Genomic DNA, 26418 nt, shown 5'->3' on the forward strand with positions numbered 1-26418 from the left:
CGTCTGTGGCCCCCTACTGCCCTACTGCCTTACTCCCCTACTCCCTTACTCCCCTAGACATTCAGCAACAAATACTCCCTCTCCCACGGGCTGATCACTTCCATGAAGGTCTCGAATTCCGCCCGCTTGATCGCCGCATAGGTCGCGGCGAAGGACTTGCCCAGCAGCGCACAGAGTTCCTCATCGCCCTCGAACAGGTCGACGGCCTCCAGCAGGCTGCGCGGCAGGTCGATCTCGTCGGCATTGGCCGTCGTCAGCACCGGAGGCTCGGCCTTGATCTTGTTGGTGATGCCGATCAGCCCGCAGGCGAGCGAAGCGGCGAGTGCCAGGTAGGGATTGGCGTCGGAGGAAGGGATGCGGTTTTCGACGCGCCGCGCCGCCGGATCCGAACGCGGCACGCGAAACGCGGTGGTGCGGTTGTCGTAGCCCCATTTGTTGTTGACCGGAGCCGAGGCCGCCTGTGTCAGTCGGCGGTAGGAATTGACATAGGGCGCGAACATCACGAGCGCGTTCGGCACATGCTTCTGCATGCCGCCGATGAAATGGAAGAAATCCTCCGTTTCCGAGCCGTCCTCGGCCGAAAAAATGTTGCGTCCGGTCTTCTTGTCGATGATCGACTGATGGATATGCATGGCCGAGCCCGGCTGGCCCTGGATCGGCTTGGCCATGAAGGTGGCATAGATCTCGTGCTTGAGCGCCGCCTCGCGAATGGTGCGCTTGAACATGAACACCTGGTCGGCCAGCTCGATCGGGTCGCCATGGCGCAGGTTGATCTCGAGCTGGCCGGCGCCTTCCTCATGAATGAGCGTGTCGATCTCCAGGCCCTGGCTTTCGGAGAAATGATAGATGTCGTCGATGAGCTCGTCGAATTCGTTGACGCCGGCGATCGAATAGCCGGCGCCGCCGCCGATCGCTCGCCCCGAACGGCCGACGGGCGGTGTCAGCGGATAATCCGGATCCGGGTTCTTGCGCACCAGATAGAATTCGATCTCGGGCGCCACCACCGGTTTCAGCCCGCGCCTGTCATAGGCGGCTAGAACGCGCTTCAAGACGTTGCGCGGCGTGAATTCCACCGAGCGGCCATCCTGGTGGACGAGGTCGCAGATGACCGCGGCCGTCGGGTCTTCCTCCCAGGGCACCACCGTCAGCGTCGACAGGTCCGGCATCAGCTTGAGGTCGCCGTCGTCTTCGGGGTAGTGGAAACCGTTGCCGTCCTCGGGATAGCCGCCGGAAATAGTGGTCATGAACACCGCCGAAGGCAGCGCGAGCGAAGTGTTGGAGGTGAATTTCTTCGACGGCATCATCTTGCCGCGCGCAACGCCGGCCTGGTCAGGGGTGATGCATTCGATATCCTCGATGCCGCGCCATTCCAGCCAGGCGCTGACTTCCTTCCAGTTCTTGACGCCGCGTTGGTTCTTCACGAAGGCAGGGGTACGGGCTCGTCCTCCGCGGCTCGACGGACGGACTTCCTTTTTTGCAGGCGGCATCATTCACCAGATTGGATTGCGGATTTCCGAGTATAGCCGTGCCCCACTGTGGAAGGAAAGGGGAGCCGAGACCGGCATTCGCCGTTGCGGTTGAAAATCGCGCCGTTCGGCTTAGGTTCGGGCGCTTCCAACCCAGAAGGGTGACCCAAAAAAGGCCGTCGATGCCAAACAACAGCGAACTGACCACCATCGGCTTCGATGCCGACGACACGCTCTGGCAGAACGAGCAGTTCTTCCGCATGACGGAGAAACGCTTCGCCGCCATGCTTGCCGATCATGGCGAGGAGAAGCAGATCTCGGCTCGCTTGCTCGAGGCCGAAAGGCGCAACCTTGCCGTCTACGGCTTCGGCATCAAGGGGTTCACGCTGTCGATGATCGAAACGGCCATCGAGGTCACGGAAGGCCGCGTGCCGGCCCCGGTCATATCCGAGATTCTCGGTGCCGGCCGTGAGATGCTGAGCCATCCGATCGAGGTCTTGCCGCATGTGCGCGAAACTGTCGAGAAGCTTGCCGGCGCGTTCCGCCTTGTGCTCATCACCAAGGGCGATCTCTTCGACCAGGAGCGCAAACTGGCCGGGTCTGGCCTCGGTGACCTGTTCGACGCGGTCGAGATCGTCAGCGACAAGAATGCCGCCACCTATGCCCGCCTGTTCGACCGCCACGGCGATGGTCCAGCGAAAAGCATGATGGTCGGAAATTCATTGAAGTCGGACGTGGTGCCGGCCATCGAGGCCGGCGGTTGGGGTGTCCATGTGCCGCACGAACTGACCTGGGTGCTGGAGCATGTCGAAGCGCCCGTTGCCGAACCGCGCTTCCGTCAGATATCTGATCTCGGACAATTGCCCGAACTGATCGAAAGCATCACGAAACCAGGTTGATCGAAGCGGGCGGGAAATCGTTACACGTCGCCTGGAATAGCGCTACCGCTTGATCAGGCAATCGATCACCGGTTGCAGCCGTTCGGGTGTGATCGGCTTGGCCACGATCGCGTCGATGATATCAGACAGGCCCAGGCCCTCCGGCGTGCTGTTCTTGGTGGAGAGCAGGATCACAGAAGGCAACGATTTGCCCGAGGCCCGCCGCAGCGTCTCGATACTGGACATCAGATTGTCGCAGTCCCTGTTGTCGGGGCCGCCATCGAGGACAACCACGCCGGGGATGAGCGAGCGCAATATCCTCGCCGCCGTGTCCGGCGATTCCGAGATTGGCTTGAGCCCGGACCGTTCGACGATCTTCGACACCACTACGCGATTGATCGGCGATTTTCCGACGACAAGCACCTGCGAGGCGTCGCGGATCGTCTCGGTATCTGGATCCCGGGATGCCGGATTCCGATATCTCGCATTCTCGCCCTCGCGATTCATTGGGAACCCAAATCGGCCAAGCAGCTCGCCCCGTTTCAATGCAGAGTTGAAATTTCGGGACAATTGGCGTGAGATCGCCGCCCATGTCAAGTTGAAATAAAAGGGTCGTGAAACACCTCCGGCAGCAGTGGATTCAAGCAACGGTACTGTACTGCCCTGTCCACGGTTTAGTCACATGAAAATAAAATTCACCTGCGCATAAATTGCGCAGGTGAAGGTTCGGTTGCGAAATCGATCAGCCGTGGCTCTGCTGCGTGACGATCACCGGGATCAGCAGATCGCCCCAATTGCCGTCGCCGCCGTGATGCCGTGCCGAGCGCACCAACTCCACCGAAACACCGGCCTCGACCGCCTTCATCACGGACTGGTTGAGTCTGTGCAGATCGTTGGCCAGCATCCGGATCGTCGCCTGCTGGTCGACGCTCATCGTGGTCGATTGCTCTTCTGCCCGTTCCTTGACGCGGCTTATCGATGCCATTGGACTTCTCCTGTATATTGAGCCCTCGCGGGCGTTTCCTCGGTGTTCTGTGGTCTGCTATTCCGCGGCCGGCTTGAACTGCGCATGCTCGGTCGATTCATGCATAGCGGTGGTCGATGACTGGCCGCCGGTAATCGCCATCGACACGGCGTCGAAATATCCAGTGCCGACCTCGCGCTGGTGCTTGGTCGCGGTATAGCCGTTGGCTTCCGCCGCGAACTCCGCTTCCTGCAATTCCGAATAAGCCGCCATCTGGCGCGCCTTGTAGCCGCGGGCCAGTTCGAACATGCCGTAGTTGAGCTGGTGAAAGCCGGCGAGCGTGATGAACTGGAACTTGTAGCCCATGGCGCCAAGCTCCCTCTGGAACTTGGCGATCGTCGCGTCGTCGAGGTTCTTCTTCCAGTTGAAGGACGGCGAGCAATTGTAGGCAAGCAGCTTGTCCGGGTGATGCCTGCGCACCGCCTCGGCGAATTTTCTGGCCTGCGCCAGGTCCGGTTTCGACGTCTCGCACCAGATCAGGTCGGCGTGAGGCGCGTAGGCAACGGCGCGGGCGATACAGGGTTCGATGCCGTTCCTGACATGGTAGAAACCTTCAACCGTGCGCCCTGCATCGTAGTCGACGAAGGGCTGGTCGCGTTCGTCGATATCGGACGTCAGAAGCTTTGCCGCCTCGGCATCGGTGCGCGCGACGACCAGGGTCGGCGTGCCCATCACATCAGCAGCCAGTCGCGCGGCATCGAGGTTGCGGATGTGGGCAGCGGTCGGGATCAGCACCTTGCCGCCGAGATGGCCGCATTTCTTCTCCGATGCCAGCTGGTCTTCGTAATGGACGCCAGCCGCACCTGCCTCGATGAACGCCTTCATGATCTCGAAGGCGTTGAGCGGTCCGCCGAAGCCGGCTTCGGCATCGGCGACAACAGGCGCGAACCAGGTCTCGACCGACAGCCCGTTGCCTTCGGAGGTCTCGATCTGGTCGGCGCGCTGCAAGGTGCGGTTGATGCGCTTGACCAGTTCGGGCGCGGCGTTGGCCGGATAAAGCGACTGGTCGGGATACATCGCCGAGGCGGTGTTGGCATCGGCGGCGACCTGCCAGCCCGACAGGTAGATCGCTTTCAGCCCGGCGCGCACCTGCTGCATGGCCTGGTTGCCGGACATGGCGCCGAGCGCGTTGACGAAGTCCTCTTCGTGGATGAGCTTCCACAGCCGGTTGGCGCCCATTTCGGCCAGGCTCTGGCGAATCTGCACCGAGCCGCGCAGCCGCTTCACATCCTGTGGCGAATAGGGACGTTCGATGCCGTCGAAGCGACCTTCAGGCGCCGAGGGAACAAGGTTGTAAAAATCGGTCATTGGTCACTCCGAAGGATTTCTGTTTGATATCCAGTCGCCATCTGCTTCGGCGCTGGAACGTGACTGAATTTACATTTCGGCGCAAAACGAGCCAGGGAAATCAACAAACCTGCATGGAGATAAGGGAAAACCTGTGTTGTGTTTGACAGAGAGGTGCGGTAAATTTGTCATGATTGTCAAAGGCGGGATCATCTGCACTGTCGGAGTGGCAATGTAAATTTCTGTCAAGGACCGGCATCAAGGATCACCCCATGGCTGACCAGAAGATTTTTGCCGGGCCACGCATCCGCCGCATCCGCAATGCCAAGGGCTTGACCCAGACGGCTATGGCCGAGGGGCTTGGCATCTCGCCGTCCTACCTCAACCTGATCGAGCGCAACCAGCGGCCGCTGACGGTGCAGCTGATCCTCAGGCTGGCGTCCGTCTACAAGGTCGATCCGCACGAGCTGCACGGAGAGGCAAGGGGGTCCGTCGCCGCCTTGAAGGAAGTGTTCACCGACCCGCTGCTGGTGGGCGAATTGCCGGGAGATCAGGAACTGATCGAGCTTGCCGAGGCGGCGCCCAATGCATCGGCGGCGGTGATAAAGCTGTTCCGCGCCTACCGCGAGCAGGCCGAGCGCCTGTCCGACCTCAACGAGCTTCTGGCTCGTGAAGGGCGGGCGACGGCGCTTTCCGGCGCTCGCCTGCCGATCGATGAAATGCACGAGACTTTCGAGCGGCGGCCAAATTATTTTGCCGCACTCGAGGAAGAGGCCGAGGCTTTCACGTCGGTGCTTGATCCGGGCGACGACCTGTTCGGCGCGCTGAAGGCCTGGCTGAAGCGCGAATACGGCATCGTCGTCAAGGTGCTGCCGGTCGCCACCATGCCGAACTGGCGCCGCCGCTACGATCGCCATTCGCAGCGCCTGTTCCTGTCCGAACGCCTGTCGCCGTTCGATCAGTTGCGCGAGGTGGCGATGGAGGCCTGCCTGATCCGCATGACGGTTGCGGTCGCCGCAGAGATCCAGGCGCTCAGGCTGACCACCGACGAGGCCCGCCGCCTCGCCCGCTTCGAGCTTGGCCGCTATGCCGCGCATGCGCTGATGATGCCCTATCAGATCTTTCATGCGGCAGCCGTTCGCGCACGCTATGATATCGACGTGCTGCGTTCGCGCTTCGGCGTCTCCTTCGAACAGGCTGCGAACCGCCTGACCATGCTGCAGCGGCAGGGTGCCCTCGGCGTGCCGTTTTTCATGCTGGAGGTCGACAATGCCGGCAACCGTTTTCGCAAGGCCGGCAGCCAGGGCTTTCCGCAGAGCCGCTTCGGCGGTGGCTGTCCCAAGCTCCCCGTGCATGTCGCCTTCTCTCAGCCCGGTCAGATCTTCATCGAGGCGGTGGAAATGCCCGACGGCGCCGAATTCCTGTGCATCGCCCGCACGCTGGAAGGACCGCAAGGCGCGTTCTCGGAGCGTCCGCGCCGCACCGCCCTGCTGCTCGGTTGCGATATCGGCTTTCGCGACGACATCGTCTATGGCGCGGCACTTCCCGGCGCGGCAGCCGGCGCAAAGACGGGGCCGGTCACGGCGACCCCGGTCGGGCCCGCCTGCCGGCTTTGCGAGCGCGTCGGCTGTCTGGCGCGCGCCGAGCCGCCGGTGACACGTCCGCTCGGCCTCGACGAAATGGTGACGGGCCTGAGCGCGTTCGACTTCCAGTGACGCTGCCGCAACTTGCCGGCAATCAGATTGTGCAGGCTGGCCTGCTGGTGGTAGCGCTCGTCGTACTGATCCTGCTGATTCCGTTGGCCGGGCTTTGGCGGCTCGTTCGACGCAACAAAGGCTCCTCCTCCTAGGTCGGGATACAGGCGTCTCGCCGGTGCGCCAAAGAGAACGTGCAGCTGGATCACGCCCGATCGCCGCCGATGCGTTAGGCGAAAATAGCACGTTTCTGTCGCCCACTGCGCATCGTGCAGCGCCGGAAACGCCGACAGTGGCAGCCATGAACAACATCGCGTCGCCAGCCATCTCGCCACGCGAGGAACGCGTCGGCATGCTTTTGGTCTTCCTGTCGGCGCTGATGTGGAGTTTCGGCGGCACCATCGCCCGCTTCATCGCCGCCGGCGACAGCTGGACGATTGTTTTCTGGCGTTCTGTTTGGGCAGCGGCTTTCCTGATCTGCTTCATGATCTGGCGCGACGGCTGGCGCGGCATGTCGAAAATGTTCCGCGGCATGGGCCTGCCGGGCCTTGCCGTCGGCTTCTGCTTCGCCACCGCATCCACCGCGTTCGTCGTGGCGCTTGCCTATACAACCGTCGCCAATATCCTGCTGATGCAGGCCGGCGTGCCGCTTCTGGCGGCGCTGTTTGCCTGGGCGCTGTTTCGCGAAAGAGTGGCTGTCGCGACCTGGGTGGCGATCGCCGCCGTCATCACCGGCGTTGCCATCATGGTCTCGGAATCGCTCGATGGCGCCGTCTCGCCGATAGGCGACGGGCTGGCGCTGCTGATCGCGGTCATGTTCTCGATCGCCACCGTCATCACCCGGCGGTTCTCCAGCGTGCGCATGACGCCGGCGACCTGTCTCGGCACGATCCTGGCGGCCGGCTTTGCCGCTTCGCAGACCTCAACCTTCGCCGTATCGACCAGCGACATGGGCTTTCTCTTCGCTTTCGGCGTGGTCAATCTCGGCATTGGCCTGGTCTTCTTCGCCACCGGCGCGCGCCTGATCCCGGCGGCTGTCGCGGCACTGCTCGGCACGTTCGAACCGGTCCTCGGACCCGTATGGGTCTGGCTCATCCATTCAGAGGTGCCGTCCGGGCGCACCATTATCGGAGGCGCGGTGGTGGTGGCGGCGCTGCTGGTCCATATCGGGCTCGAGTTCAAGCGCCAGGCGCGGCCGCAGCGTGCAGGGGTCACCGGCGTGCCTTCGCCCAATTGATTTGGCGCGCTCAAGCTTTGCCATTGACAATGTTGCTGCCGCCCGGGCAGGCTGGCAATACGGCAACAACAAGACAGGCCCATCTTGCCAAGTTCCCCCGGCGGCTCGATCGAGACCGGATCACATTCCTGTATTTCTGTCCGCGCGGCGGCGAAAGCTTCTGGCGGCGCCGTCATCTCTTCCAGCCCGGGACAATCGGGGATGAGTATCGCTTGCGGCCGCGTTTTGCGCGGCAATTGGCGCTTGTCGCCCCTTGGAAAGCTCAATAGTCTCAAAGCAAATGCCCGGCCGCGCGAGAATGCCGCGACGAGCCGGCGATGGAACACTCACCAAAGGAGAATAGCATGATCCGCAAAGCGCTCTGGCTTTCGGCGACTTCGGCATTTCTGGCGCTTTTCACGCTCGGCGGTCACGCCGAGGATCGCGTCGTCAACGTCTTCAACTGGTCGGATTACATCGACAGTTCGATCATCGACGATTTCACCAAGGCAACCGGCATCAAGGTCGTCTACGACACATTCGATTCCAACGAAATCCTTGAAACCAAGCTGCTTGCAGGCGGCAGCGGCTACGACGTCGTCGTGCCCAGCGGCCACTTCCTCGCGCGCCAGATCCAGGCCGGCGTGTTCCAGAAGCTCGACAAGTCGAAGCTGCCGAACATTTCCAACATGTGGGACACGGTTTCGGAAACAACCGCGAAGTACGATCCCGGCAACGAGTATTCGGTCAACTACATGTGGGGTACGGTCGGCATCGGCTATAACATCAAGAAGGTGCAGGCAGCGCTCGGCACCGACAAGATCGACAGCTGGGATGTGTTCTTTAATCCCGAGAGCCTCGCTAAGTTGAAGGATTGCGGCGTCTACGTGCTGGATTCGCCCTCCGACATCATCCCGGCGGCATTGAAATATGTCGGCCTCGATCCGAACAGCACCTCGCCCGACGACATCGCAAAGGCCGAGGAGGCGCTGATGAAGGTTCGGCCCTTTATCAGGAAATTCCACTCCTCCGAGTACATCAACGCCCTCGCCAATGGCGACATCTGCCTGGCGGTCGGTTGGTCGGGTGACGTGTTCCAGGCTCGCAACCGTGCGGTCGAGGCCAAGCAAGGCGTGGAAATCGGCTATTCCGTGCCGAAGGAAGGCGCCCAGATGTGGTTCGATCAGATGGCGATCCCCGCCGATGCGCCGCACGTCGCAGAGGCACTCGAATTCATCAACTACATGATGAAGCCTGAGGTGATCGCCAAATCGTCGAACTATGTGCTCTACGCCAACGGCAACAAGGCGTCGCAGCAATTCGTCGACAAGGCATTGTTGGATGATCCTTCCGTCTATCCCGATGCCGAGACGATCAAGAAGCTCTATACGGTCTCGCCATACGATCCGAAGACCCAGCGCGTCATCACGCGCACCTGGACCAAGATCGTCACCGGCCAGTAAGCAATGGATATGACCCCGGCAGCGTCTGCCGGGGTCGATTTCTCTCGGGGCAAGAAGCAAGAAACAGGACGGAGTGGGGATATGAAATCGCTTGGCAGCATCCGCAGGGATTTTGCGCCATGGAACGACCCGAAAGCCAAGCCATATATCCAGTTCGAAAACGTCACCAAGAAGTTCGGTGACTTCATCGCCGTCAACAATCTGTCGCTGACCATATTCGAGCGCGAGTTCTTCGCCCTGCTCGGCGCCTCCGGCTGTGGAAAGTCGACGCTGCTCAGAATGCTCGCCGGCTTCGAGGAACCGACGGCCGGCCGTATCCTGCTCGACGGCCAGGACCTGCGCGGCATTCCGCCCCACCGCCGGCCGGTCAACATGATGTTCCAGTCCTATGCGCTGTTCCCGCATATGACGGTGGAGAAGAACATCGCCTTCGGCCTCAAGCAGGAAGGCATGCCCAAACCCGATATCGAAAAACGCGTTGCAGACATGCTGAAGCTGGTCAAGCTCGAGCAGTTCGCCAAGCGCAAGCCGCACCAGCTCTCCGGCGGCCAGCGCCAGCGCGTCGCGCTGGCGCGCTCGGTCGCCAAGCGGCCGAAGGTGCTGCTGCTCGACGAGCCGCTTGGCGCGCTCGACAAGAAGCTGCGCGAGGAAACGCAGTTCGAACTGATGGACTTGCAGCAGGAGCTTGGCCTTACCTTCGTCGTCGTCACCCACGACCAGGAAGAGGCGATGACCATGGCTGACCGCATCGCCATCATGGAGAAGGGCGAGGTCATGCAGGTTGCGACGCCGGCGGAAGTCTATGAAGCCCCGGCGTCGCGCTTCGTGGCGCATTTCGTCGGCAACGTGAACATGTTCGAGGGTAAAATTGCCGAGCGCTCGGCGAACACGACGCGCATCACCGGAGCCAGCGGAGCCCAGATCCTTGTCGAAAATGGCGGCTCCGCCGCCGCCAATGCCGACATCGTCTTCGCCATCAGGCCGGAGAAGATCAAGGTGACGTCGAAAAAGCCGGCCGATGCCGTCAATGCGCTGGAGGGCGAAGTCTATGATATCGCCTATCTCGGCGACATGACCGTCTATCACGTCAGGCTGGACGATGGGCAGATCGTGCGGGCTAGCGCCTTGAACGCGGCACGCGTGAGCGAGGATCCGCTGACCTGGAACGACCGCGCCTGGGTGTCCTTCCGGCCGGACGCCGGCGTCGTGCTGGCACGATAAGGGGCCGATATGTCCAACATCGCTGCCACCGATGCCGCCGCTCTACCAGCCGTCGCCAAACCGTTCCTGGCGCGGCTGGGCGCCGGTTTCACCAGCCGCCTCGTCATCCTAGTCCCTTATCTCTGGCTGCTGTTCTTCTTCCTCGTCCCCTTCATCATCGTCTTCAAGATTTCGCTGTCGCAGACGGCGATCGCCATGCCGCCCTACACGCCGGTGCTCGATTTCAAGGACGGCATAGCCGGTTTCTTCGCCGGGTTCCGCGACCTCAATTTCGACAACTACGCCTGGCTGACGCAGGACGCGCTCTATTTCAACGCCTATATCACCAGCCTGATTATCGCGGCGATCTCGACCGTGCTGACGCTGATCGTCGGCTATCCCATAGCCTACGGCATGGCGCGCGCGCCGGCGACGATCCGCCCGACATTGCTGATGCTGGTCATCCTGCCGTTCTGGACGTCGTTTCTGATCCGGGTCTATGCCTGGATAGGCATCCTGAAGCCGGAAGGCTTGCTCAACCAGCTGCTGCTGTCGCTGCATCTGATCGACCAGCCGCTGGTGATCCTCAACACCTATACGGCGATCTTCATAGGCATCGTCTACTCCTACCTGCCCTTCATGGTGCTGCCGCTCTATTCGTCGCTGGAAAAGATGGACTATTCGCTGATCGAGGCGGCCAAGGATCTCGGCTGCCCGCCGACCGCCGCCTTCTGGAAGATCACCTTTCCGCTGTCGCTGCCAGGCGTTATTGCCGGCTGCCTGCTGGTTTTCATTCCCGCCGTCGGCGAGTTCGTGATCCCCGATCTGCTCGGCGGCTCGCAGACTCTGATGATCGGCAAAACCTTGTGGAACGAGTTTTTCGCCAACCGGGACTGGCCGGTCTCGTCCGCGGTTGCCGTCATCCTGCTGCTCCTGTTGACCGTGCCGATCATGCTCTTCCAGCAGGCACAGGCGCGCGCCCAGGAGCAGGACAAATGAACACCACCTGGAGCCGCTTCAACGTCACCTCGATCGTGCTGGGTTTTGCCTTCCTGTATCTGCCTATCGTCCTGCTCATCGTCTTCTCTTTCAACGAGTCCAAGCTCGTCACCGTCTGGGGCGGCTTCTCGACCAAATGGTACGTGTCGCTATTCCACAATCAGGGCCTGATGGACGCCACCTGGGTCACGGCGCGAGTCGGCGTCATTTCGGCCACGGTGGCGACCGTGCTCGGCACGCTGGCGGCGCTCACCTTGACGCGTTACACGCGCTTCCGGGGCAGGATGCTGTTTTCCGGCATGGTGTTCGCGCCGCTGGTCATGCCGGAAGTCATCACCGGCCTGTCGCTGCTTCTGCTCTTCGTCGCCATCGGCCTCGACCGCGGCTTCCTAACCGTGACGCTCGCCCACATCACGCTCACAATGTGCTTCGTGGCGGTCGTCGTGCAGTCGCGCCTGGTCTCCTTCGACCGTTCGCTGGAGGAGGCGGCTATGGACCTAGGCGCTACGCCGGTGAAGACCTTCTTCCAGATCACGCTGCCGGTCATTCTGCCGGCGATCGTGTCTGGCTGGATGCTGGCCTTCACCCTGTCGCTCGACGACCTGGTCATCGCCAGCTTCACTTCGGGGCCGGGAGCAACCACGCTGCCGATGAAAATCTACAGTCAGGTCCGCCTCGGCGTGACGCCGGAGATCAACGCCGCCTGCACCATCCTGATCGCCGTCGTCGCGGTCGGCGTCATCCTCGCTTCGATCGCCAACAAGCGGCGTGAGGTGCAGCGCCAGCTCGATGAACAGGTCGCGCAGCGCGGGTAGGGTCAGGAGCAGCGGCGGCCTATTCGCCCGAGACGCCGCGGCTTATCGGCGAAATGAACGGCGTGCTCCACGTCCCGCCGACGAAGAAGGCCGACTGGCTGGGGCCTTGCTGGGCGTTTGCCTGCGTCGCTGCCTGGTCCGGCTGGATGACGCCGCCGGACAGCGCTAGTCCGCGCCCGGCATAGGACGCGATCCCAGACAGCCAGATCTTGTATTGCGCCGAATTAGCCTCGGCCTTGTCCAGCCTCGCCACGCCTTTCGAGATGGTTGCCTTCAACTCGGCGCCGTCGATCGGCAATGTCCCGTCCGAGACATCGTCGAGCGCGAAGAAGCCGCCTTGCTGCGTATGCTTGAGAAAGGCTGGCAGGTTGAGTTTGCTGAGCGCGCCGGGCCCGAATGTAGCCGACGCCGAACCGTCGGCGTTTTCAAAGATCGAATCCCAGGTCCTGCCCGGCCCCTTGAGGATCACCGAAACGGTCCCCGTGCCGACCGGCACCAGCCGGGTCATCCCGGCGGCGGTGCCGAAAGCGCCTCCGTCGATATCGGAGGCCAGCAGCCGGATCTCGACTTGGGTGCCCTCGGGCTTGCGGTCGAAACGAAGGCTGGTCTGGATATTGCCGCCGAAGGCCGAGGCGTCCGAGATATCGAAAACCGAAAGACCGTCCTTGACCTGGGCGGTGGCGGCGACATCGGCAAGTTGGATGCTGCCCGCAGTCGCGTGTGCCGCCGACAATCTGAGATCGAGATTGATTCGGTCGGCGAAACTTGGGTCGACTTCGCTCGGTTCCGCCCCACTTCCCGGCCCGAGCGGCGTGAAGGCCGACAGAAACGATCTGAGGTCGAGCGTATCGAAGGCGAGCGTGCCCGAGATCACCGGCCGTGCATCGCCAAGCGACAGGTCCAGCGCGCCCATTCCCGGATTGTTGTCCAGCGCCAGCGCGGTGTTCTCGAACTTGATCCGTCCGGTCGTTGCCGTGACCTTGCTCGAGATACTGACCGAGCCGATCGCGGCGCCCGGCGCGATGCCGGCCTGCGACCATTCCAGCACGCGGCGCAGCGAGGGCGCCGAAAACTTCGCCTGACCGTCGAAATAGGCGTTTTCGGACATGCTGGCCATGCCGTCGAAAGAGAAGGTTGCGGGTGCTGCCTTAAAAGACAGGATAAGCGGCGCCATGCCCCCGGCGAACAGCACCAGCGGCTTCGCCGAAGCGATATCGAGGGCGACGCTCTCGCCACGCCAGATCCCGGTTGCCGACAAGGTGGCATTGCTGTTCATCGCCGCCCAGGTCGCCTGGCCGCTGAGACTGCTCAGGACCTCGACGTCCTTGCCGTTGACGGAGGCCACCATGCGGCCGTCCCTGAACTCCACCGTGCCGAAAGTGTCGGCGGGCAGCTTGTCGAGATCGGGCTTGGCGGGATCGGCGCTGACCACGCCGCGCGCCGCATCGATGGAGCGGGCGATACGGCCGCCGGTCGGTACGGTGGGCAGGAACAAGCCGTTTGCCGTGCGCTGGACCCGGATCGTCGGCCGCACCAGCCTCGCCGTGGAAAACACCACGTCGCCCCGCAATGCAGCCATGGCCGACAGATCGACTTCGACCCGTTCGGCCTCGACGACGGGCGGCGCGTCGACGTCAGTCCACTTCGACAGTGTCACGTCGGTCAGAATTGCGCGGAATTTCGGCCAGACCTCGATGCGAGGAGAGCCCTCTATGGCGACCCGGAAGCCGCTCCATGCGCTCATCTCCCAGGCGATGCGGTCGCGCACGATACGGGTCGAGGCGATCAGCGGCAGGGCGGCGACCACCAGCGCGATGACGATCACGGCAGCGCCGATCGCCCATATTCCGCGGCGGATCAAGGATGATGGCATATGCCCCGTGTCTTCCATTCCGACAAGAATCGTCCGACGGGTGTAACCCCAGTCGTCACTACGACTTAGGGCTGAGGCATTTCAAGTCTTTATGGCCCGGCGATGGCATTTGCACACACCTGGCGGCTTCGACCGAACAAAATCTTGCTCTGCTGCGCGGCGATATGCATAAGCGATGGCGACCGTGGGAGGATCGATCATGGCTGCCGAAGTACCGCTCTGGACCCCGACGCAGGACCAGATTGACGCCTCGCCGTTGACTGCTTTCATGAAGGCCGCGGCCGCGAAAACCGGCGTTGCGCTCTCCTCCTATGCCGACCTGCACCGCTGGTCGGTCGCGGATCGCGAGGCGTTCTGGAGCCTCGTCTGGGACTTCTGCGGGATCGTTGGCGACAAGGGCGAGACCGTGCTGGTTGATGGCGACAGGATGCCCGGCGCATCGTTCTTTCCTGACGCCACCCTGAACTTCGCCGAGAACCTCTTGAAGAAGACCGGCGCGGGCGAGGCCATCGTCTTTCGCGGCGAGGACAAGGTCGAGCGGCGGCTGTCCTGGAACGAGCTCGAGGGCCTGGTCTCGCGCCTGCAGCAGCTTTTCCTGTCACTCAAGGTGAAGAAGGGCGACCGCATTGCCGCGATGATGCCCAACATGCCCGAGACCGTCGCCGCCATGCTGGCCGCCGCCTCGATTGGCGCGGTGTGGTCTTCCTGTTCCCCCGATTTCGGCGAACAAGGCGTGCTCGACCGGTTCGGCCAGATCGAGCCCGTCGTCTTCATCGCGCCCGATGGCTATTGGTACAACGGCAAGGCGATCGAGATCGCCGACAAGATCGCCGCTGTCGCGGCCAAGCTCGGCACCGTTCGCAAGGTCCTGGTCGTCGATTATCTCGGCACTTCGGCCGACATTGCCGATACGATCGACAAGGCCGTGGCGATGGAGGAGGCGCTGTCGCCCTTTGGCCCGAAGCAGCTGACCTTCGAGCGGTTGCCGTTCGCGCATCCGCTCTACATCCTGTTTTCGTCGGGAACCACCGGCATTCCCAAATGCATCGTCCATTCGGCCGGAGGGACCCTGATCCAGCATGTCAAGGAGCACCGTCTGCATGCCGGTCTGGTCGACGGCGACCGCTTTTTCTACTTCACCACCTGCGGCTGGATGATGTGGAACTGGCTGGTGTCCGGCCTCGCTTCCGGCGCGAGCCTGCTGCTTTACGACGGGTCGCCCTTCTACCCCGACGGTAATGTGCTGTTCGATTTCGCCGATGCCGAGAAGATGACTTTCTTCGGCACGTCGGCCAAATTCATCGATTCCGTGCGCAAGGCCGGTCTCAAGCCGATCCGCAGTCATGATCTGTCGACCGTGCACGCGATCTCCTCCACCGGGTCGCCGCTATCGCCCGAGGATTTCCGCTTCGTCTATGACGGCGTCAAGAAGGACGTCCATCTGGCCTCGGTTTCCGGCGGCACCGATATCGTCTCCTGCTTCGTGCTCGGCGTGCCGATCGAACCGGTCTGGACCGGCGAGATCCAGGGACCTGGCCTCGGCCTTGCCGTCGATGTCTGGGATGACGAAGGCAAGCCGGTCCAGCAGGAGAAAGGCGAACTGGTCTGCGCCAAGGCGTTTCCGTCAATGCCGATCGGCTTCTGGAACGACCCCGACGGCAAGAAATACCACGCGGCCTATTTCGAGCGTTTCGACAATGTCTGGTGCCATGGCGACTTCGCCGAATGGACCGCCCATGGCGGCATGATCATTCACGGTCGTTCCGATGCAACGCTCAACCCAGGTGGCGTGAGGATCGGCACGGCGGAGATCTACAACCAGGTCGAACAGATGCCCGAGATCCTCGAGGCGCTGTGCATCGGCCAGGATTTCGACAATGACGTGCGCGTCGTTCTGTTCGTACGGCTGGCTGCTGGCGTTGAGCTGGACGAGGACCTCGAAAAACGCATTCGCGCCAAGATCCGCAGCGGAGCAAGCCCCCGACACGTGCCGGCAAGGATCGTCGCCGTCACCGATATCCCGCGCACCAAGTCCGGCAAGATCACCGAGCTTGCCGTACGCGACGTGGTGCATGGCCGCGCCATCAAGAACAAGGAGGCGCTCGCCAACCCGGAAGCGCTGGAGCTGTTTCGCAACCTGCCGCAGCTTGCCGAATAGGGCCCGTCCGCCATGGTTAACGAAATATCTCGCTCGAATTTACCTAGATTTCACGAGTGGTACACATTCGTAAATTTTTCGCGGCGCCGGTAAGGACTTGTTAAGTCCCGGCGTCGATAGTCGTGCGTAACTTGAGGGAGAAATCCCGTTCCTCAGCCCCCGGAGGATCTGAATTCGCTCAAGCCCCCGTTGTGACAGCAATCTCATTTCTAAGGCGTCCTCCCGGGCGCCTTTTTTCTTGTGTGGGCGCAATTCCAGAGTGTGGAACCGTCCGCAATTGCGCCAAAACAAGGAGATCGCCGGGGCGAGATCTATTCCGCCAGCACCCTGGTGGACGGGAAGGCGACTTCCACCAAGGTTCCCTCGCCAGGCGTCGAATTGATGGTGAACCGCGCGCGGTTGGCCTCCACCATCGCCTTGGTCAACGGCAGACCAAGGCCTGTTCCGTCACCGCGCCCGCGCTTCAGCGCATTGATCTGCTTGAATGGTTTCAGCGCTTGCTCGATCTCGGCCGGGCTCATGCCGATGCCGGTATCGCGAACGCGCATGACCACGTCGCCTGAAGTCTCGTAGGCGGTCGAAACGATCACCTGGCCGCCGGCTTGCGTGTAACGGATGGCGTTGGACAGGATGTTGAGCGCGATCTGGCGCACGCTGCGCAGGTCGGCCACCACTTCGGGCAGCCGCGACGCAAAGCTGGAGCGGATGATGACGCGCTCGCGGTTGGCCTGCGGCTGCATCATCGCCACGGTCTCGGCCAGCGTGTCATTGAGCGACACCGCCTCATACGCCATCTCCTGCTGGCCGGCCTCGATCTTCGAGATGTCGAGCAGGTCGTTGACAAGATCGAGCACGTGGTTGCCGGAACGGTTGATGTCGCGCAGGTAGTCGCGGTAGCGGTCGTTGGCGACCGGCCCGAACTTCTCGTCGACCATCAGTTCGGAAAAGCCGATGATGGCGTTGAGCGGCGTGCGGATCTCATGGCTGATGCGGGCGAGGAAATCGGTCTTTTGCGAGGAGGCGCGTTCGGCTACCGCGCGCGCTTGCGTCAGGTCCTCTTCAGCCCGCTTCCACTGCGTGATGTCGCGCACGACGGCACAGAAGCCGCTGTCGTTGGGGAGCCGGCCAATGGTCATGAACAGCGGGATGAAGCGCCCCTGCGCCTCGCGCCCGATCACCTCGCGGCCATCGTTCATCACGCTCGCCACGCCTGGCTCGGACAGGCCTGTGAGATAGTCGCGCGCCGCGCGCTGGCTTTCAATGGCAAACAGCGAGGCGAATGGCTTGCCGGTCACGTCGTCGCTGTCGAAACCGAACAGCGCTTCGGCCGGGCGGCTGATCGAGCGGATGGTGCCGTCATTGCCGATCAGCACGACGCCGTCGGTTGCCGTGTCGATGATGGTGCGCATCTCGGCGATGCGTGCCTTGAGCTCTGGAATATCCGGCTGTGTCTGCTCCTCGCCGATCGCGTGCAGGGCCGCCGGCACGTCTTCCTCGCCGGAGCGGCGCACGACCAGCATCAGCGCCTTACCGTCGCGCCAGGGCACCGACCGCAGAATGGCCTCGATCGGGAATTCCTGTCCGCCCTGCGTCTTCAGCCGCAGCGGCCGGTCGCCGCCATCGGAGGCTCCGTCATCGGCGTACGGATCGGCAAACAGCGCGCCCAGACCGCCGGCGCCGGCCAGATCGTCGAGCGTCGCGTATCCGGTCAGGTCCAGGAACTCCTGGTTCGCGTAGTGCAGCTGATCGCCCGAATGAATGAGCAGCGGCACCGGCAGTTTTCCCAGCAACGTGGTATCCGGAGCCCTGTGCTCGTCTCCGGCCGAAAAGGCCGACGGCACGAACCCTTCCGCCTTGAGCGGCGGCACCTGCAGGCGTGGCCGCTCGACGGGCGTCTCCGCAGGGCTGCCCGCGCTGGCGGTTTCTTCGGCGGATGTCCGCTCATCGGCCGCGGCGGCTTCGTCGCCGTCGGCCCAGTCCTCGCTGTCCTCGGCATCGCGGAAATCGGCCGATGTCATGCTGTCATCGTCGCCTATGCCGTCATGCTCCGCCGCGATCGGCTCCGAAGCCGGTGGCTCGTCGCTCTTTTCAGTAATCGAACCGGGCTGGTCATTCCGGTCGGCATAGTCGAGCAGCGAGCCGGTGACATTTGATGTGGCTTCGGCGGGTTCTTCTCGATCCGCTTCGTCCGGGTGACCGCCATCAAGCCGGGCAAGGTCGTCTACGGCCTCGGCATCGGTATCGCTCTCGGATGGCTCGGCCGGCACAGCTTCGCCATCCGGCGCCGACGGAATCTCATCGGCATCTGTCGCTGCCTCGGGCGGCGCCGTATCGGAGGGCGATGAACCCATTCCGGCAGCTTCGTCCGGAGCTTCGGTCTTGGCCGTCGGTGTCTCTGCTGTTCCCGCCGCAGGCGTCTTTTCGATCACCTGCTCCGCGGCGGTGTCGATGCCGGACTTTCCGGCCTCCGGCGGCTCGGCCGGCGAACTGTCCTTCTTCAGCCGTTCGCCGATCTCGCGGAATGCACTGCGTTCCAGGGTCGACAGGCCCTTGTCGTTGGCCGGCTGCCGGTGTTCGGCCAGCCGGATCACCTTGTCGGCAAAGCGGCGCTCCGGTTTCGGCACGATGGTCAGCGCCGGCACTTCGCCCTTGAACGGATCGGATGCCCCGGATTCCTGGCCCTCCGGCACCTCGACCTTCGGCACCTCGGCCTTGGGCTCTTCGCCCTTCGCCTGTTCGGCTATGGGCTCGATGGCCTCCCGTGCCGGTGTCGCCGGAGCCCGGCCATTGGGCATCAGTGCCATGCCGATTGCTTCCGGGTCGATGACCGCATCGCCGGTTCGGGCGACGCCGAAGCCGCGGAAACCTTCGAAGGCACGGCTGCGGCCATAGACAGGCAGCGCCGCCAAGTCGACTGGGATCTTCAGGTCGGTGCCGACGACCGGCCACAGCACGGAGCGGCCGGACCAGGTGTCGCGCCGTTCCAGCAGACCGGCGATCTCGCCGGACGCATCGAGGCCGAAGGCCGCCGCGACATCCCTGAACCGGCGGCCGATCACGTCGGCCGCCGGCTTGCCGACAATATCGGCGAATTCCGGCGACAGCATGCTGAACTTGCCTTCGGCATCGGTGCGCCAGACAAACCGCATCGGGGCGGCTGTGCGGTCTATCATCCGGACGGCTGGCGTTTCGGCCGGAGCCGGCGAGGTGGGCTCGACGTCGTCCTGCCCGGCACTTTCCGCGGGCCTTTCGCCGTGGGTTTGGCCAGCTCTGGTTTCAGCGCCCGGCTCGGGCGGCGCTGGTCGCCCGTCATTCTCGCCGGCGTTGAAGTACCAATGGTCGTGCTGCGATGGTGCGCCACCCATCGGTGGCTGGTCATTGTCTGCCGATGTCTGCCCGGCAACCGTCTCCGTCCGCGAAACATCAACTGCCGGCTTGTTGTCCGGTTCGGGCTGGAACCGCGCGGTGCCGCTGTCGGCCGCTATTGCCGCACCGGCATCGGTTTCATAGGCGGGACGTTCCGTCGCCGCGGAAGGGTCGCGCGCCGGAGTTCCGTCCGCGTCCCCGATCTTGTCCTCGTCGATCACGACCAGGAGATGCCGCTCCGGCGTCAGCCGGGCGAGGCCGGCCGGGTAGGAGGTGTTGCCGCCCGGAACGAGGCGCTTGACGATGCGGTCGCCCTCGGCAGCCACATCGGCCACCAGTGCCGCCAGCGTCGCGGGCTCGATGCCCAGTGCCGAAAACCCCTCGGAAGCGGCCTCGACATTGCCCTTGGCATCGATGAAGGCGATGAAATGACCGTCCTCGGTAAAGCCGCCGATCGCCCGGCTGGCGATCTCGGCGGCACTTCGCGAGCCTGTCTGCGCCGCAGGCACCGTCAGCATGATCGCATTCTCGCCATCGGGCAGCGTCACCGCGCTGGCAAGGAAGCCGACCGCGCGACTGGTCATGCCGGTCGCCAACCTGAGCGTGACGGCGCGGTCGCTGCCGATCTCCGGAAAGCCGCTGGTCGCCATGATCTGGCGGCGGGCGATCAAAGGCAGCCGCGCCGAGGCGCCGATGATTGCCTCGATATAGGGATAGCCGAATACCGCGGCTCCTGGCCCATTGGCCCAGATCACCTGTTCCAGGTCCGCCGACAGGATCGCGATCGCGTCGCCGGCGGCAAACCGCTGGCGGACCGCGTCGAGCACGGCGACATCGAGAAAGGAATAATCGGACGGCATGCGCTTGGCGGACCTCGGGGCGGCGAATTTGCGGTTAACGCTTTGTTAATAAAAGCCGACGGCGCGAAGGTCCACAAGCCAGAACGTGCAAAGGATGGAATCTAGCCGTTTGGTTAACGGCGCGGGGAAATTTATGGTGCAGTGCAACAAGGATATTGCATTGCACAAAATTTGCCTTTATATTGCCATCATAGATGAATGAGACGGCTTTCTGTCAAAGCCGCTGAAAGGATGGAAAATGTCCAGGACCAAGACCGCTGCCGAGACGATCGAAAACGTCGAATTTCCGAGCTTCGACGCTTCCAAGGCCACCGACCAGATCCGCGCTTTCGCCGAGAAGGGCGTTGAGCAGTCGAAGGAAGCCTACGCCAAGCTCAAGACCGGCGCCGAGGAGACCCAGAAGGCTCTGGAGTCCACCTACGAGACCGCCAAGACCGTTTCCAGCGATCTGTCGCTGAAGAGCATCGCGGCACTGCGCGCCAACGCCGAAGCCGGCTTCTCGCATCTCGAAGCCCTGATCGGCGCCAAGTCGCTGTCGGAAGTCGTCGAATTGCAGACCGCCTTCCTGCGCAAGCGCGTCGAGATGAGCGTTGAGCAGGCCAAGGACTTCCAGACCGTCGCCTCCAAGGCGGCCGAGGACGTTTCCAAGCCGATCAAGGCCGCCTTCGAGAAGGCGATGAAGGACATTAAGGTTGCCTAATATTTACGCATGATCGGAAGATGCAGCAAAAGGTCGCATTTTCTTAAAACCGATCACGCGTATGATGGCAGCCATCAGCGAATACCCGGCGGGTGGAACCTCCTCCCTCTGCTCCCGGGGTGACCAGCCAGCACCTCCTCCCGCTGGCTCGTAACAGGAAAAGGCCGGCACCTCCTCCCGCCGGCCTTTTTCTTATGTCTGGTGTTCTTTTCGTTGCCGATGAATCTCGCACCGATGTGGGCGACCGATCTTTGCTTTCCAAAAGCCTTGAATTAAAATCCATAAGCCCGTAAGGACGCATCGCCGAACGACAGAGCGGGGAACAGGTTTCTGCCTCGACCTCGCCCAGGCAGTGTGCCGTTGTAGCTCAGCTGGTTAGAGCGCCGGATTGTGGATCCGGAGGTCGCTGGTTCAATCCCAGCCAACGGTACCATAATTTCTTCCAAGCTATTGTCAGGCGGGCTCGGTCATGACGCCGATCCGCCGGTAGACGAAAGGTTCATCCTTCGAAGGAACCGCCGCGGTACGCTGGGCTTGGTCGATCAGCGTCGCCATGCGGGCATGGATCGGCGATTTCGCGCAGGCCGGGTCCGTTGCAGCGGCATCGCCGGCAATCGCCATCGCCTGGCAGCGGCAACCGCCCCAGTCGATCTCACGCCGCTCGCAGCTGCGGCAGGGCTGCTGCATCCAGTCGGTGCCGCGAAAGGCATTGAATGCCGGTGAATCGGTCCAGATCTCGGCCAGGTTGCGCTGTCCGAAACGCTCAAATCTCAGCGACGGGATTGTCTGTGCGGCGTGGCACGGCAGCACGGTGCCGTCCGGCGTCACCATGAAGGCGTCGCGCGCCCAGCCGCCCATGCACGGCTTGGGATAGATGGCGAAATAATCCGGCGGGACGTAATCGATGTTCATGATGCCGGCGAGCCGTTCGCGCGCCGCCGCGACGATCTCCGCCTGCCGGTCGACCGCGGCACGCTCGGGCATCAGTTGATCGCGATTGGTCAGCGCCCAGCCGGCGTACTGCACATTGGCGATCTCGAGCCGCTCCGCGTCCAGCGAGAGGGCGAGCTCGATGAACTCCGGCACTTCCTCGATGTTGTGGCGATGGATCGGCGCATTGATGGTGAGCGGCAGGCCGGCCGCGCGGGCGCGGCGTGCCGTCTCCAGTTTCTTCTCGTGGCCGCCTTTGTGGTTGCCGATGCGGTCGGTGGTCGCCGGCTGTGCGCCTTGAAAGCTCAGCTGCAGATGGTCGAGCCCGGCTTCGGCAAACGCCTCGATGCGGCCTTCGGCAATGCCGACGCCGGCGGTGATCAGGTTCGTGTAGACACCCCGCGCCGAAAGCCCTGCGATCAATTGCTCGAGGTCGCGGCGTAGCGTCGGTTCACCGCCGGACAGATGCACCTGGAGAACACCGAGATCGGCGGCCTGCGAGAACAGGTCGAGCCAGGTCCGGGTATCGAGTTCGCGATTGGCCTTCAGCAATTCGAGCGGATTGGAGCAATAAGGGCACTGCAGCGGACAGCGATGCGTCAATTCCGCCAGCATGCCGATCGGAGGGAGAAGGGGTTCGCTCATAGTTTCACCAACAGCTTGTCCGACCATTCCTGAAGAAAGGCGATGACGTCGGCCGCCACGGCCTCCCGTTCGGCGTCATAATCCGCGGCAAGGCCGGCAATGATGTGGGCGACCGTGGACCGTCCATCGCAGCGGCGCAATATGTCGAGGCTGATGTCGTTCGGCCAGAATATCTTTTCCGGCGAAAGCACGGCGAACGCCTGCCGCACGGGATCGTACTGTATGCGCACGTGCTTCGGCAGCGATGGCGCCGATCGCGGCGACACCAGGGCTCTTTCGCGCAGCGCCATCATCGCGCTGCCTCCGGACGGAAGGCGCCGGGCGGTATGTTTCCCGGCTCGCCATAGGCGTGCTGAAGCGCGTCGAGCATGGCCCAGAGTATATCGCATTTGAACACCAGCGCATCGATCGCCTGCTGCTGGCGTTCCGCCGTGTCGGCATGGCCGAGCACATAGGCGAGGGCGAAGTCGGCGTCGCGCGATGCCTGTTCGGGCCGTCGGCTGAAATAGGCCAGCGTATCCTCCGTGATGTAATCGTATTTGGCCAGCATCGCCGGCACCCGCTCGCCGATGATGAGCGGCGAGAACATCTCGGTCAGCGACGACGCGACCGCCTCGAACAGCGTCCGGTTCGTGCAGAAGGAGAGGTAAGCGCCGACCGCGAAGCGTGTCGCCGGCAGCGCCAGCCTTTCGCTCTTCACCGCATCGGCACCGAGACCGAGCGACGTCGCCAGATGCAGCCAGCGCGCAATACCGCCGCTCCAGCCGTCCTCGCCGTCATGGTCCTCGATGCGTTTGCGCCAGGCGGCGCGAAACGCCGGGTCCTCGGCTTGGGCGAGGATCATGGCATCCTTGCGCGGAATGACAGCCTGGTAGCAATAGCGGTTCAGCGCCCAGGCCTGCATCTCGGTCCTCGACAGCGCACCGCTGGTCATCCTGTGGTGGAAAGGATGGCGGTTATGATAGCGCTCGGCACCGACCTGCCGCAGCACGGCTTCGAGTTCGCTGGAGGACAGGCCGTCTCTGGCCGCGTCGTGGAAATTACTCAAAATTCCATCTCCATCCCGTCGCGGGCGACTTCCCAGCCGGCCGCTTTGACCGCTGCGTGTTCGGTGGAATCCTCGTCCAGAACAGGGTTGGTGTTGTTGATGTGGACGAAGACGCGGCGGCCGATCCTCACATCGGCCAGCCCGGCGATGGAACCCGTTTCTCCCGACATTGCCAGATGCCCCATGCGCGCACCGGTTTTTTGGCCGACGCCGGCGGCAATCATCTCGTCGTCGGCGTAGACCGTGCCGTCGAACAGAAGGCAGGCGGCATCGGCCAGACGCGCGCGCAAGGTCGCATCGATGCGTGCACAGCCCGGGATATAGAAGACCGAGCCGCGACTGCCGGCACCGGCGATACGGACGCCGATCGTGTCGCCGGTGTCGGAGCTGAAATTGGCGTCTGGCTGGCTTCTTTCCTCGAGATAGAGGGCTATCTTGCCGGGCACGGGAAAGCTCTCGACGGTCACGCCGGTGTTGTGGCCGTCCGCATCGCAGATCGCAAGTTCTTCCGCCGGCGGCAAGGGGCGTCGCGGCACGAGTGCCGGATCGAGAACATTGAAAATCGAATTCGCCTCCAGCGTCGCCAGAACCTGCGTCGTTGCATAGATAGCGAAAGGCTGCCGCTCGCGCAGGCTGAGCAGGCCGGCGACATGATCGACATCCGCATTGGTCAGCACCACCGCGCGGATAGGCGTCGAACGCAGCGGCGCATCGTGCGCGGGCTGCAACTCAGGCGTTGCCGCGATCTGCTGGCGAATGTCGGGCGAGGCGTTGAAAAGAACCCAGCCGGCTCCATTCGCCGATGCGGCGACACTTGATTGGGTTCGCGAATGCACGCCAGCCATCCCGGCGCGAGCGGCACGGCTCAGGCGATAGTTGCAGTTCCATTGCGGAAAACCGCCGCCCGCCGCCGATCCGATGATCTTCAAGCGCATGGCCAAGCCCACTCTGCGGCTTGTTCAATCAGCAGGAAACTTGCGGTCGTAAACGACTTCATCACCAGATCGCGTGCGTCAAAGCCTCCCGCGAAGACCGCGTGCGGCAAGGGGATGCGTGCCCCTGTTGCCAGGGACACGCACCTCTGCGGCCTACTTCTTGGGAGTAATTTCAGCAGGCAGATACCGCGAAATTTCAAAGCCCGCAGCAACCTGACACATGGTCGGTTTCTTCCAGCTCTTCTTCATGACATTTCTCCTCTTATACCAGCCCGAAGGGGCCGATCCTGTCGTTAGCCAGCCATTGCAGGGCACCGAAGCAATGGCTCGTCCATCAAATCTCAAAATGGACAAATGAAACGGTAGGTTTTGAAAACCGAAAAACAAACTGTCGAACGTGATCCTCCTTCAATTGTCCATCGCGTAGGGCCTTTTCTCCTCCAGCGGGAGATTTGCACTTTCCCATCCATCAGCGCCGAGCGGATACCAGATCACTGAGCTGTAGCCCCACTCGACCGCCCGCTTCGCGGCATTCCAGGACATCCAGCAATTTGTCATGCAATAGAACAGAATCGCGCGTGTTTTGTCGGTGCCAGCCGCAGCCGCGAGGCCCTGGCGAAAATAGCTGGCTGTCTCCTCCGAAATTGCGCCGTATCCCACGTTGGCCAGCCATATGCTGCCAGGAATGTCCTTTCTGACCTTGTCTCTCCATATCGTTCCTGCCGGCAAATTGGTCGGCTTCGGCGTGTTCGGCATTACGTCGAAGAAGACTGCCTTTTTCGCTCGCCACAGCGCTTCCGCCTCCTCCGTTGTCGCCACCGTGGCGCCTCGCAGCGTGTCCGGCACCGGCGCCCGGTATTCGTCCAGCCGGTAGCCTGCGGGTTCATCAACCCCGCCCGCCCATGCCGGCTCCATAAGGCCCAGCACACCTGCCGCCATCAGAAAAACCGCTTCCTTTCCTTTCATCGCCTGCCACATTCTTGCCGGCTCATCCTAGCTATTGCGTGATCGGATTGTCGTGTTCGTCGATCAGCGGCACGTTGTAACTCAGCAGGATCTTGGTGATCTCCGCCTGGTTTTCCTTGATCACCCGGTTGAGCGTCCGCTTCCATTCCTGGTCGGACGGACGTACGCCCATGGTGATGCGGTAGGACATGCGCGACCCGGTCTTTTCCTTCACCAGCGGAATGATCGCAACATCGGTGCCGAGTTCCTTGGCATAGTAGCCTGCCATCGGACCCCACAGGACCGCTGCGTCGATCTTGCCGGCGAGCATGTCCTTGATCATGACCTCCCCCATCGACGGGGTGACCCGCGTATCGACGGCCAGCGGATAGATTTTCGCTGTTCGCAAGAGCTTGTTTGCGGCCATGTTGGCGGTTGGCGGCGTGCTTTCGACGACGCCGATTCTCTTGCCGGAGAGTTTCGGATCTTCGATCGTTTCGACGCCTTCCATGCCATTGCCTCTCGGGTGCACCAGCACATAGGAGGAGCGATAGTAGGCGTTGGTGTTCTGCACCAGTTCATCGCCCTGGGCATAGCCCATGATGATGTCGCATCGGTTGGCTCCAAGCGTGTTGCGCACGAAGCCGGTGACAGTGGGAAACCATGTGTAAGCGACTGATTTCCGCCCCGTCTTCTTGGCAACCAGTTCGGCCAGCTTGTTTTCGAAGCCTTGGCCGTTCTTGTCGGTGAAGGGCATGTTCGAGGGATCGGCGCAGACGCGCAGGATATCGGGATCGACCAGTTCTCCCGCGGCGCCAAGGCCGGCGTTTTGCGCCAGCGCGTTCGACGGCAGCAAGGCGATCGCGCCGAGGATCGGCAGGACGATGCGCAGCTTCGATTCAACGCAGCCGGTCAT

General features: G+C 62.7%; 22 protein-coding genes and 1 tRNA gene. 10 read left to right on the forward strand and 13 right to left on the reverse strand.

Annotated elements, in window-relative coordinates:
- Positions 1–53: 53 nt before the first annotated feature.
- On the reverse strand, positions 54–1490 hold the full coding sequence (locus NKI49_RS00320) for a glutamine synthetase family protein (protein ID WP_352598308.1): 1437 nt from the start codon (positions 1488–1490) through the stop codon (positions 54–56).
- A gap of 158 nt (positions 1491–1648) precedes the next feature.
- On the opposite strand from NKI49_RS00320, the gene NKI49_RS00325 reads away from it, so the two are divergent.
- Positions 1649–2365, forward strand: a complete 717-nt coding sequence (locus NKI49_RS00325) for an HAD family hydrolase (RefSeq protein WP_352598307.1) — start codon at positions 1649–1651, stop codon at positions 2363–2365.
- Between the two features lie 42 nt (positions 2366–2407).
- Here the strand turns inward: NKI49_RS00325 and NKI49_RS00330 are convergent, their stop codons facing one another.
- From NKI49_RS00330 to aceA, 3 genes are all read right to left on the reverse strand, one after another.
- A complete protein-coding gene (locus tag NKI49_RS00330; RefSeq protein ID WP_352695495.1) occupies positions 2408–2851 on the reverse strand; it encodes a PleD family two-component system response regulator in 444 nt (147 codons plus the stop codon).
- Positions 2852–3086: 235 nt separating this feature from the next.
- Positions 3087–3329, reverse strand: a complete 243-nt coding sequence (locus NKI49_RS00335) for an SMc00767 family acetate metabolism repressor (protein ID WP_006202762.1) — start codon at positions 3327–3329, stop codon at positions 3087–3089.
- Positions 3330–3386: 57 nt separating this feature from the next.
- Positions 3387–4676, reverse strand: coding sequence for an isocitrate lyase (gene aceA / locus NKI49_RS00340; protein ID WP_352598305.1), 1290 nt, complete (start codon positions 4674–4676; stop codon positions 3387–3389).
- A gap of 251 nt (positions 4677–4927) precedes the next feature.
- On the opposite strand from aceA, the gene NKI49_RS00345 reads away from it, so the two are divergent.
- The 6 genes from NKI49_RS00345 to NKI49_RS00370 all read left to right on the forward strand — a co-directional run bounded on the left by NKI49_RS00345 (position 4928) and on the right by NKI49_RS00370 (position 12042).
- A complete protein-coding gene (locus tag NKI49_RS00345) occupies positions 4928–6370 on the forward strand; it encodes a helix-turn-helix domain-containing protein (RefSeq protein ID WP_352598304.1) in 1443 nt (480 codons plus the stop codon).
- A gap of 280 nt (positions 6371–6650) precedes the next feature.
- Positions 6651–7586: a DMT family transporter gene (locus NKI49_RS00350; protein WP_352598344.1), complete on the forward strand. Its 936-nt coding sequence runs from the start codon at positions 6651–6653 to the stop codon at positions 7584–7586.
- Between the two features lie 344 nt (positions 7587–7930).
- On the forward strand, positions 7931–9028 hold the full coding sequence (locus tag NKI49_RS00355; protein ID WP_352598303.1) for a polyamine ABC transporter substrate-binding protein: 1098 nt from the start codon (positions 7931–7933) through the stop codon (positions 9026–9028).
- An 81-nt stretch (positions 9029–9109) separates the two neighbouring features.
- The gene (locus NKI49_RS00360; RefSeq protein ID WP_352598302.1) at positions 9110–10249 is read left to right on the forward strand and encodes an ABC transporter ATP-binding protein; all 1140 of its coding nucleotides are present in this window, start codon (positions 9110–9112) and stop codon (positions 10247–10249) included.
- A 9-nt stretch (positions 10250–10258) separates the two neighbouring features.
- A complete protein-coding gene (locus NKI49_RS00365) occupies positions 10259–11227 on the forward strand; it encodes an ABC transporter permease subunit (protein WP_352598301.1) in 969 nt (322 codons plus the stop codon).
- Complete coding sequence (locus NKI49_RS00370) at positions 11224–12042, forward strand: ABC transporter permease (protein ID WP_352598299.1); 819 nt, start codon at positions 11224–11226, stop codon at positions 12040–12042. Before NKI49_RS00365 ends, NKI49_RS00370 begins: the two co-directional genes overlap by 4 nt.
- A gap of 19 nt (positions 12043–12061) precedes the next feature.
- Here the strand turns inward: NKI49_RS00370 and NKI49_RS00375 are convergent, their stop codons facing one another.
- Entirely contained in the window at positions 12062–13915 is a 1854-nt protein-coding gene (locus NKI49_RS00375) for an AsmA family protein (protein ID WP_352598298.1), read from the reverse strand.
- 199 nt (positions 13916–14114) lie between these two features.
- Between NKI49_RS00375 and NKI49_RS00380 the strand changes: the two genes are divergently transcribed.
- A complete protein-coding gene (locus NKI49_RS00380; RefSeq protein ID WP_352598297.1) occupies positions 14115–16073 on the forward strand; it encodes an acetoacetate--CoA ligase in 1959 nt (652 codons plus the stop codon).
- A 311-nt stretch (positions 16074–16384) separates the two neighbouring features.
- Here NKI49_RS00380 and NKI49_RS00385 read toward each other — a convergent pair whose 3' ends face one another.
- On the reverse strand, positions 16385–20299 hold the full coding sequence (locus tag NKI49_RS00385) for a PAS domain S-box protein (RefSeq protein WP_352598296.1): 3915 nt from the start codon (positions 20297–20299) through the stop codon (positions 16385–16387).
- 238 nt (positions 20300–20537) lie between these two features.
- Between NKI49_RS00385 and NKI49_RS00390 the strand changes: the two genes are divergently transcribed.
- Positions 20538–20999, forward strand: a complete 462-nt coding sequence (locus NKI49_RS00390; RefSeq protein WP_352598295.1) for a phasin — start codon at positions 20538–20540, stop codon at positions 20997–20999.
- 356 nt (positions 21000–21355) lie between these two features.
- A tRNA-His gene (locus tag NKI49_RS00395) sits at positions 21356–21432 on the forward strand.
- Positions 21433–21452: 20 nt separating this feature from the next.
- On the opposite strand, the gene pqqE is transcribed toward NKI49_RS00395, so the two are convergent.
- The 7 genes from pqqE to NKI49_RS00425 form a co-directional block, all read right to left on the reverse strand.
- Positions 21453–22574 (reverse strand): pyrroloquinoline quinone biosynthesis protein PqqE, encoded by a 1122-nt coding sequence (pqqE, locus tag NKI49_RS00400; protein ID WP_352598294.1) that lies wholly within the window; start codon positions 22572–22574, stop codon positions 21453–21455.
- On the reverse strand, positions 22571–22867 hold the full coding sequence (pqqD, locus tag NKI49_RS00405) for a pyrroloquinoline quinone biosynthesis peptide chaperone PqqD (protein WP_352598293.1): 297 nt from the start codon (positions 22865–22867) through the stop codon (positions 22571–22573). The genes pqqE and pqqD overlap by 4 nt, the downstream gene beginning before the upstream one ends.
- A complete protein-coding gene (pqqC, locus tag NKI49_RS00410) occupies positions 22864–23622 on the reverse strand; it encodes a pyrroloquinoline-quinone synthase PqqC (protein WP_352598292.1) in 759 nt (252 codons plus the stop codon). Before pqqC ends, pqqD begins: the two co-directional genes overlap by 4 nt.
- Positions 23619–24557, reverse strand: coding sequence for a pyrroloquinoline quinone biosynthesis protein PqqB (gene pqqB / locus NKI49_RS00415; protein WP_352598343.1), 939 nt, complete (start codon positions 24555–24557; stop codon positions 23619–23621). The genes pqqC and pqqB overlap by 4 nt, the downstream gene beginning before the upstream one ends.
- A gap of 153 nt (positions 24558–24710) precedes the next feature.
- Positions 24711–24806, reverse strand: coding sequence for a hypothetical protein (locus NKI49_RS33330; protein WP_155915029.1), 96 nt, complete (start codon positions 24804–24806; stop codon positions 24711–24713).
- Between the two features lie 159 nt (positions 24807–24965).
- On the reverse strand, positions 24966–25523 hold the full coding sequence (locus tag NKI49_RS00420) for a PQQ-dependent catabolism-associated CXXCW motif protein (RefSeq protein WP_352598342.1): 558 nt from the start codon (positions 25521–25523) through the stop codon (positions 24966–24968).
- 31 nt (positions 25524–25554) lie between these two features.
- Entirely contained in the window at positions 25555–26418 is an 864-nt protein-coding gene (locus NKI49_RS00425; RefSeq protein ID WP_352598291.1) for a substrate-binding domain-containing protein, read from the reverse strand.

Origin of the sequence: Mesorhizobium sp. M0587 (genome assembly GCF_040320945.1) — a bacterium.
Taxonomy (GTDB): Bacteria; Pseudomonadota; Alphaproteobacteria; order Rhizobiales; family Rhizobiaceae; genus Mesorhizobium.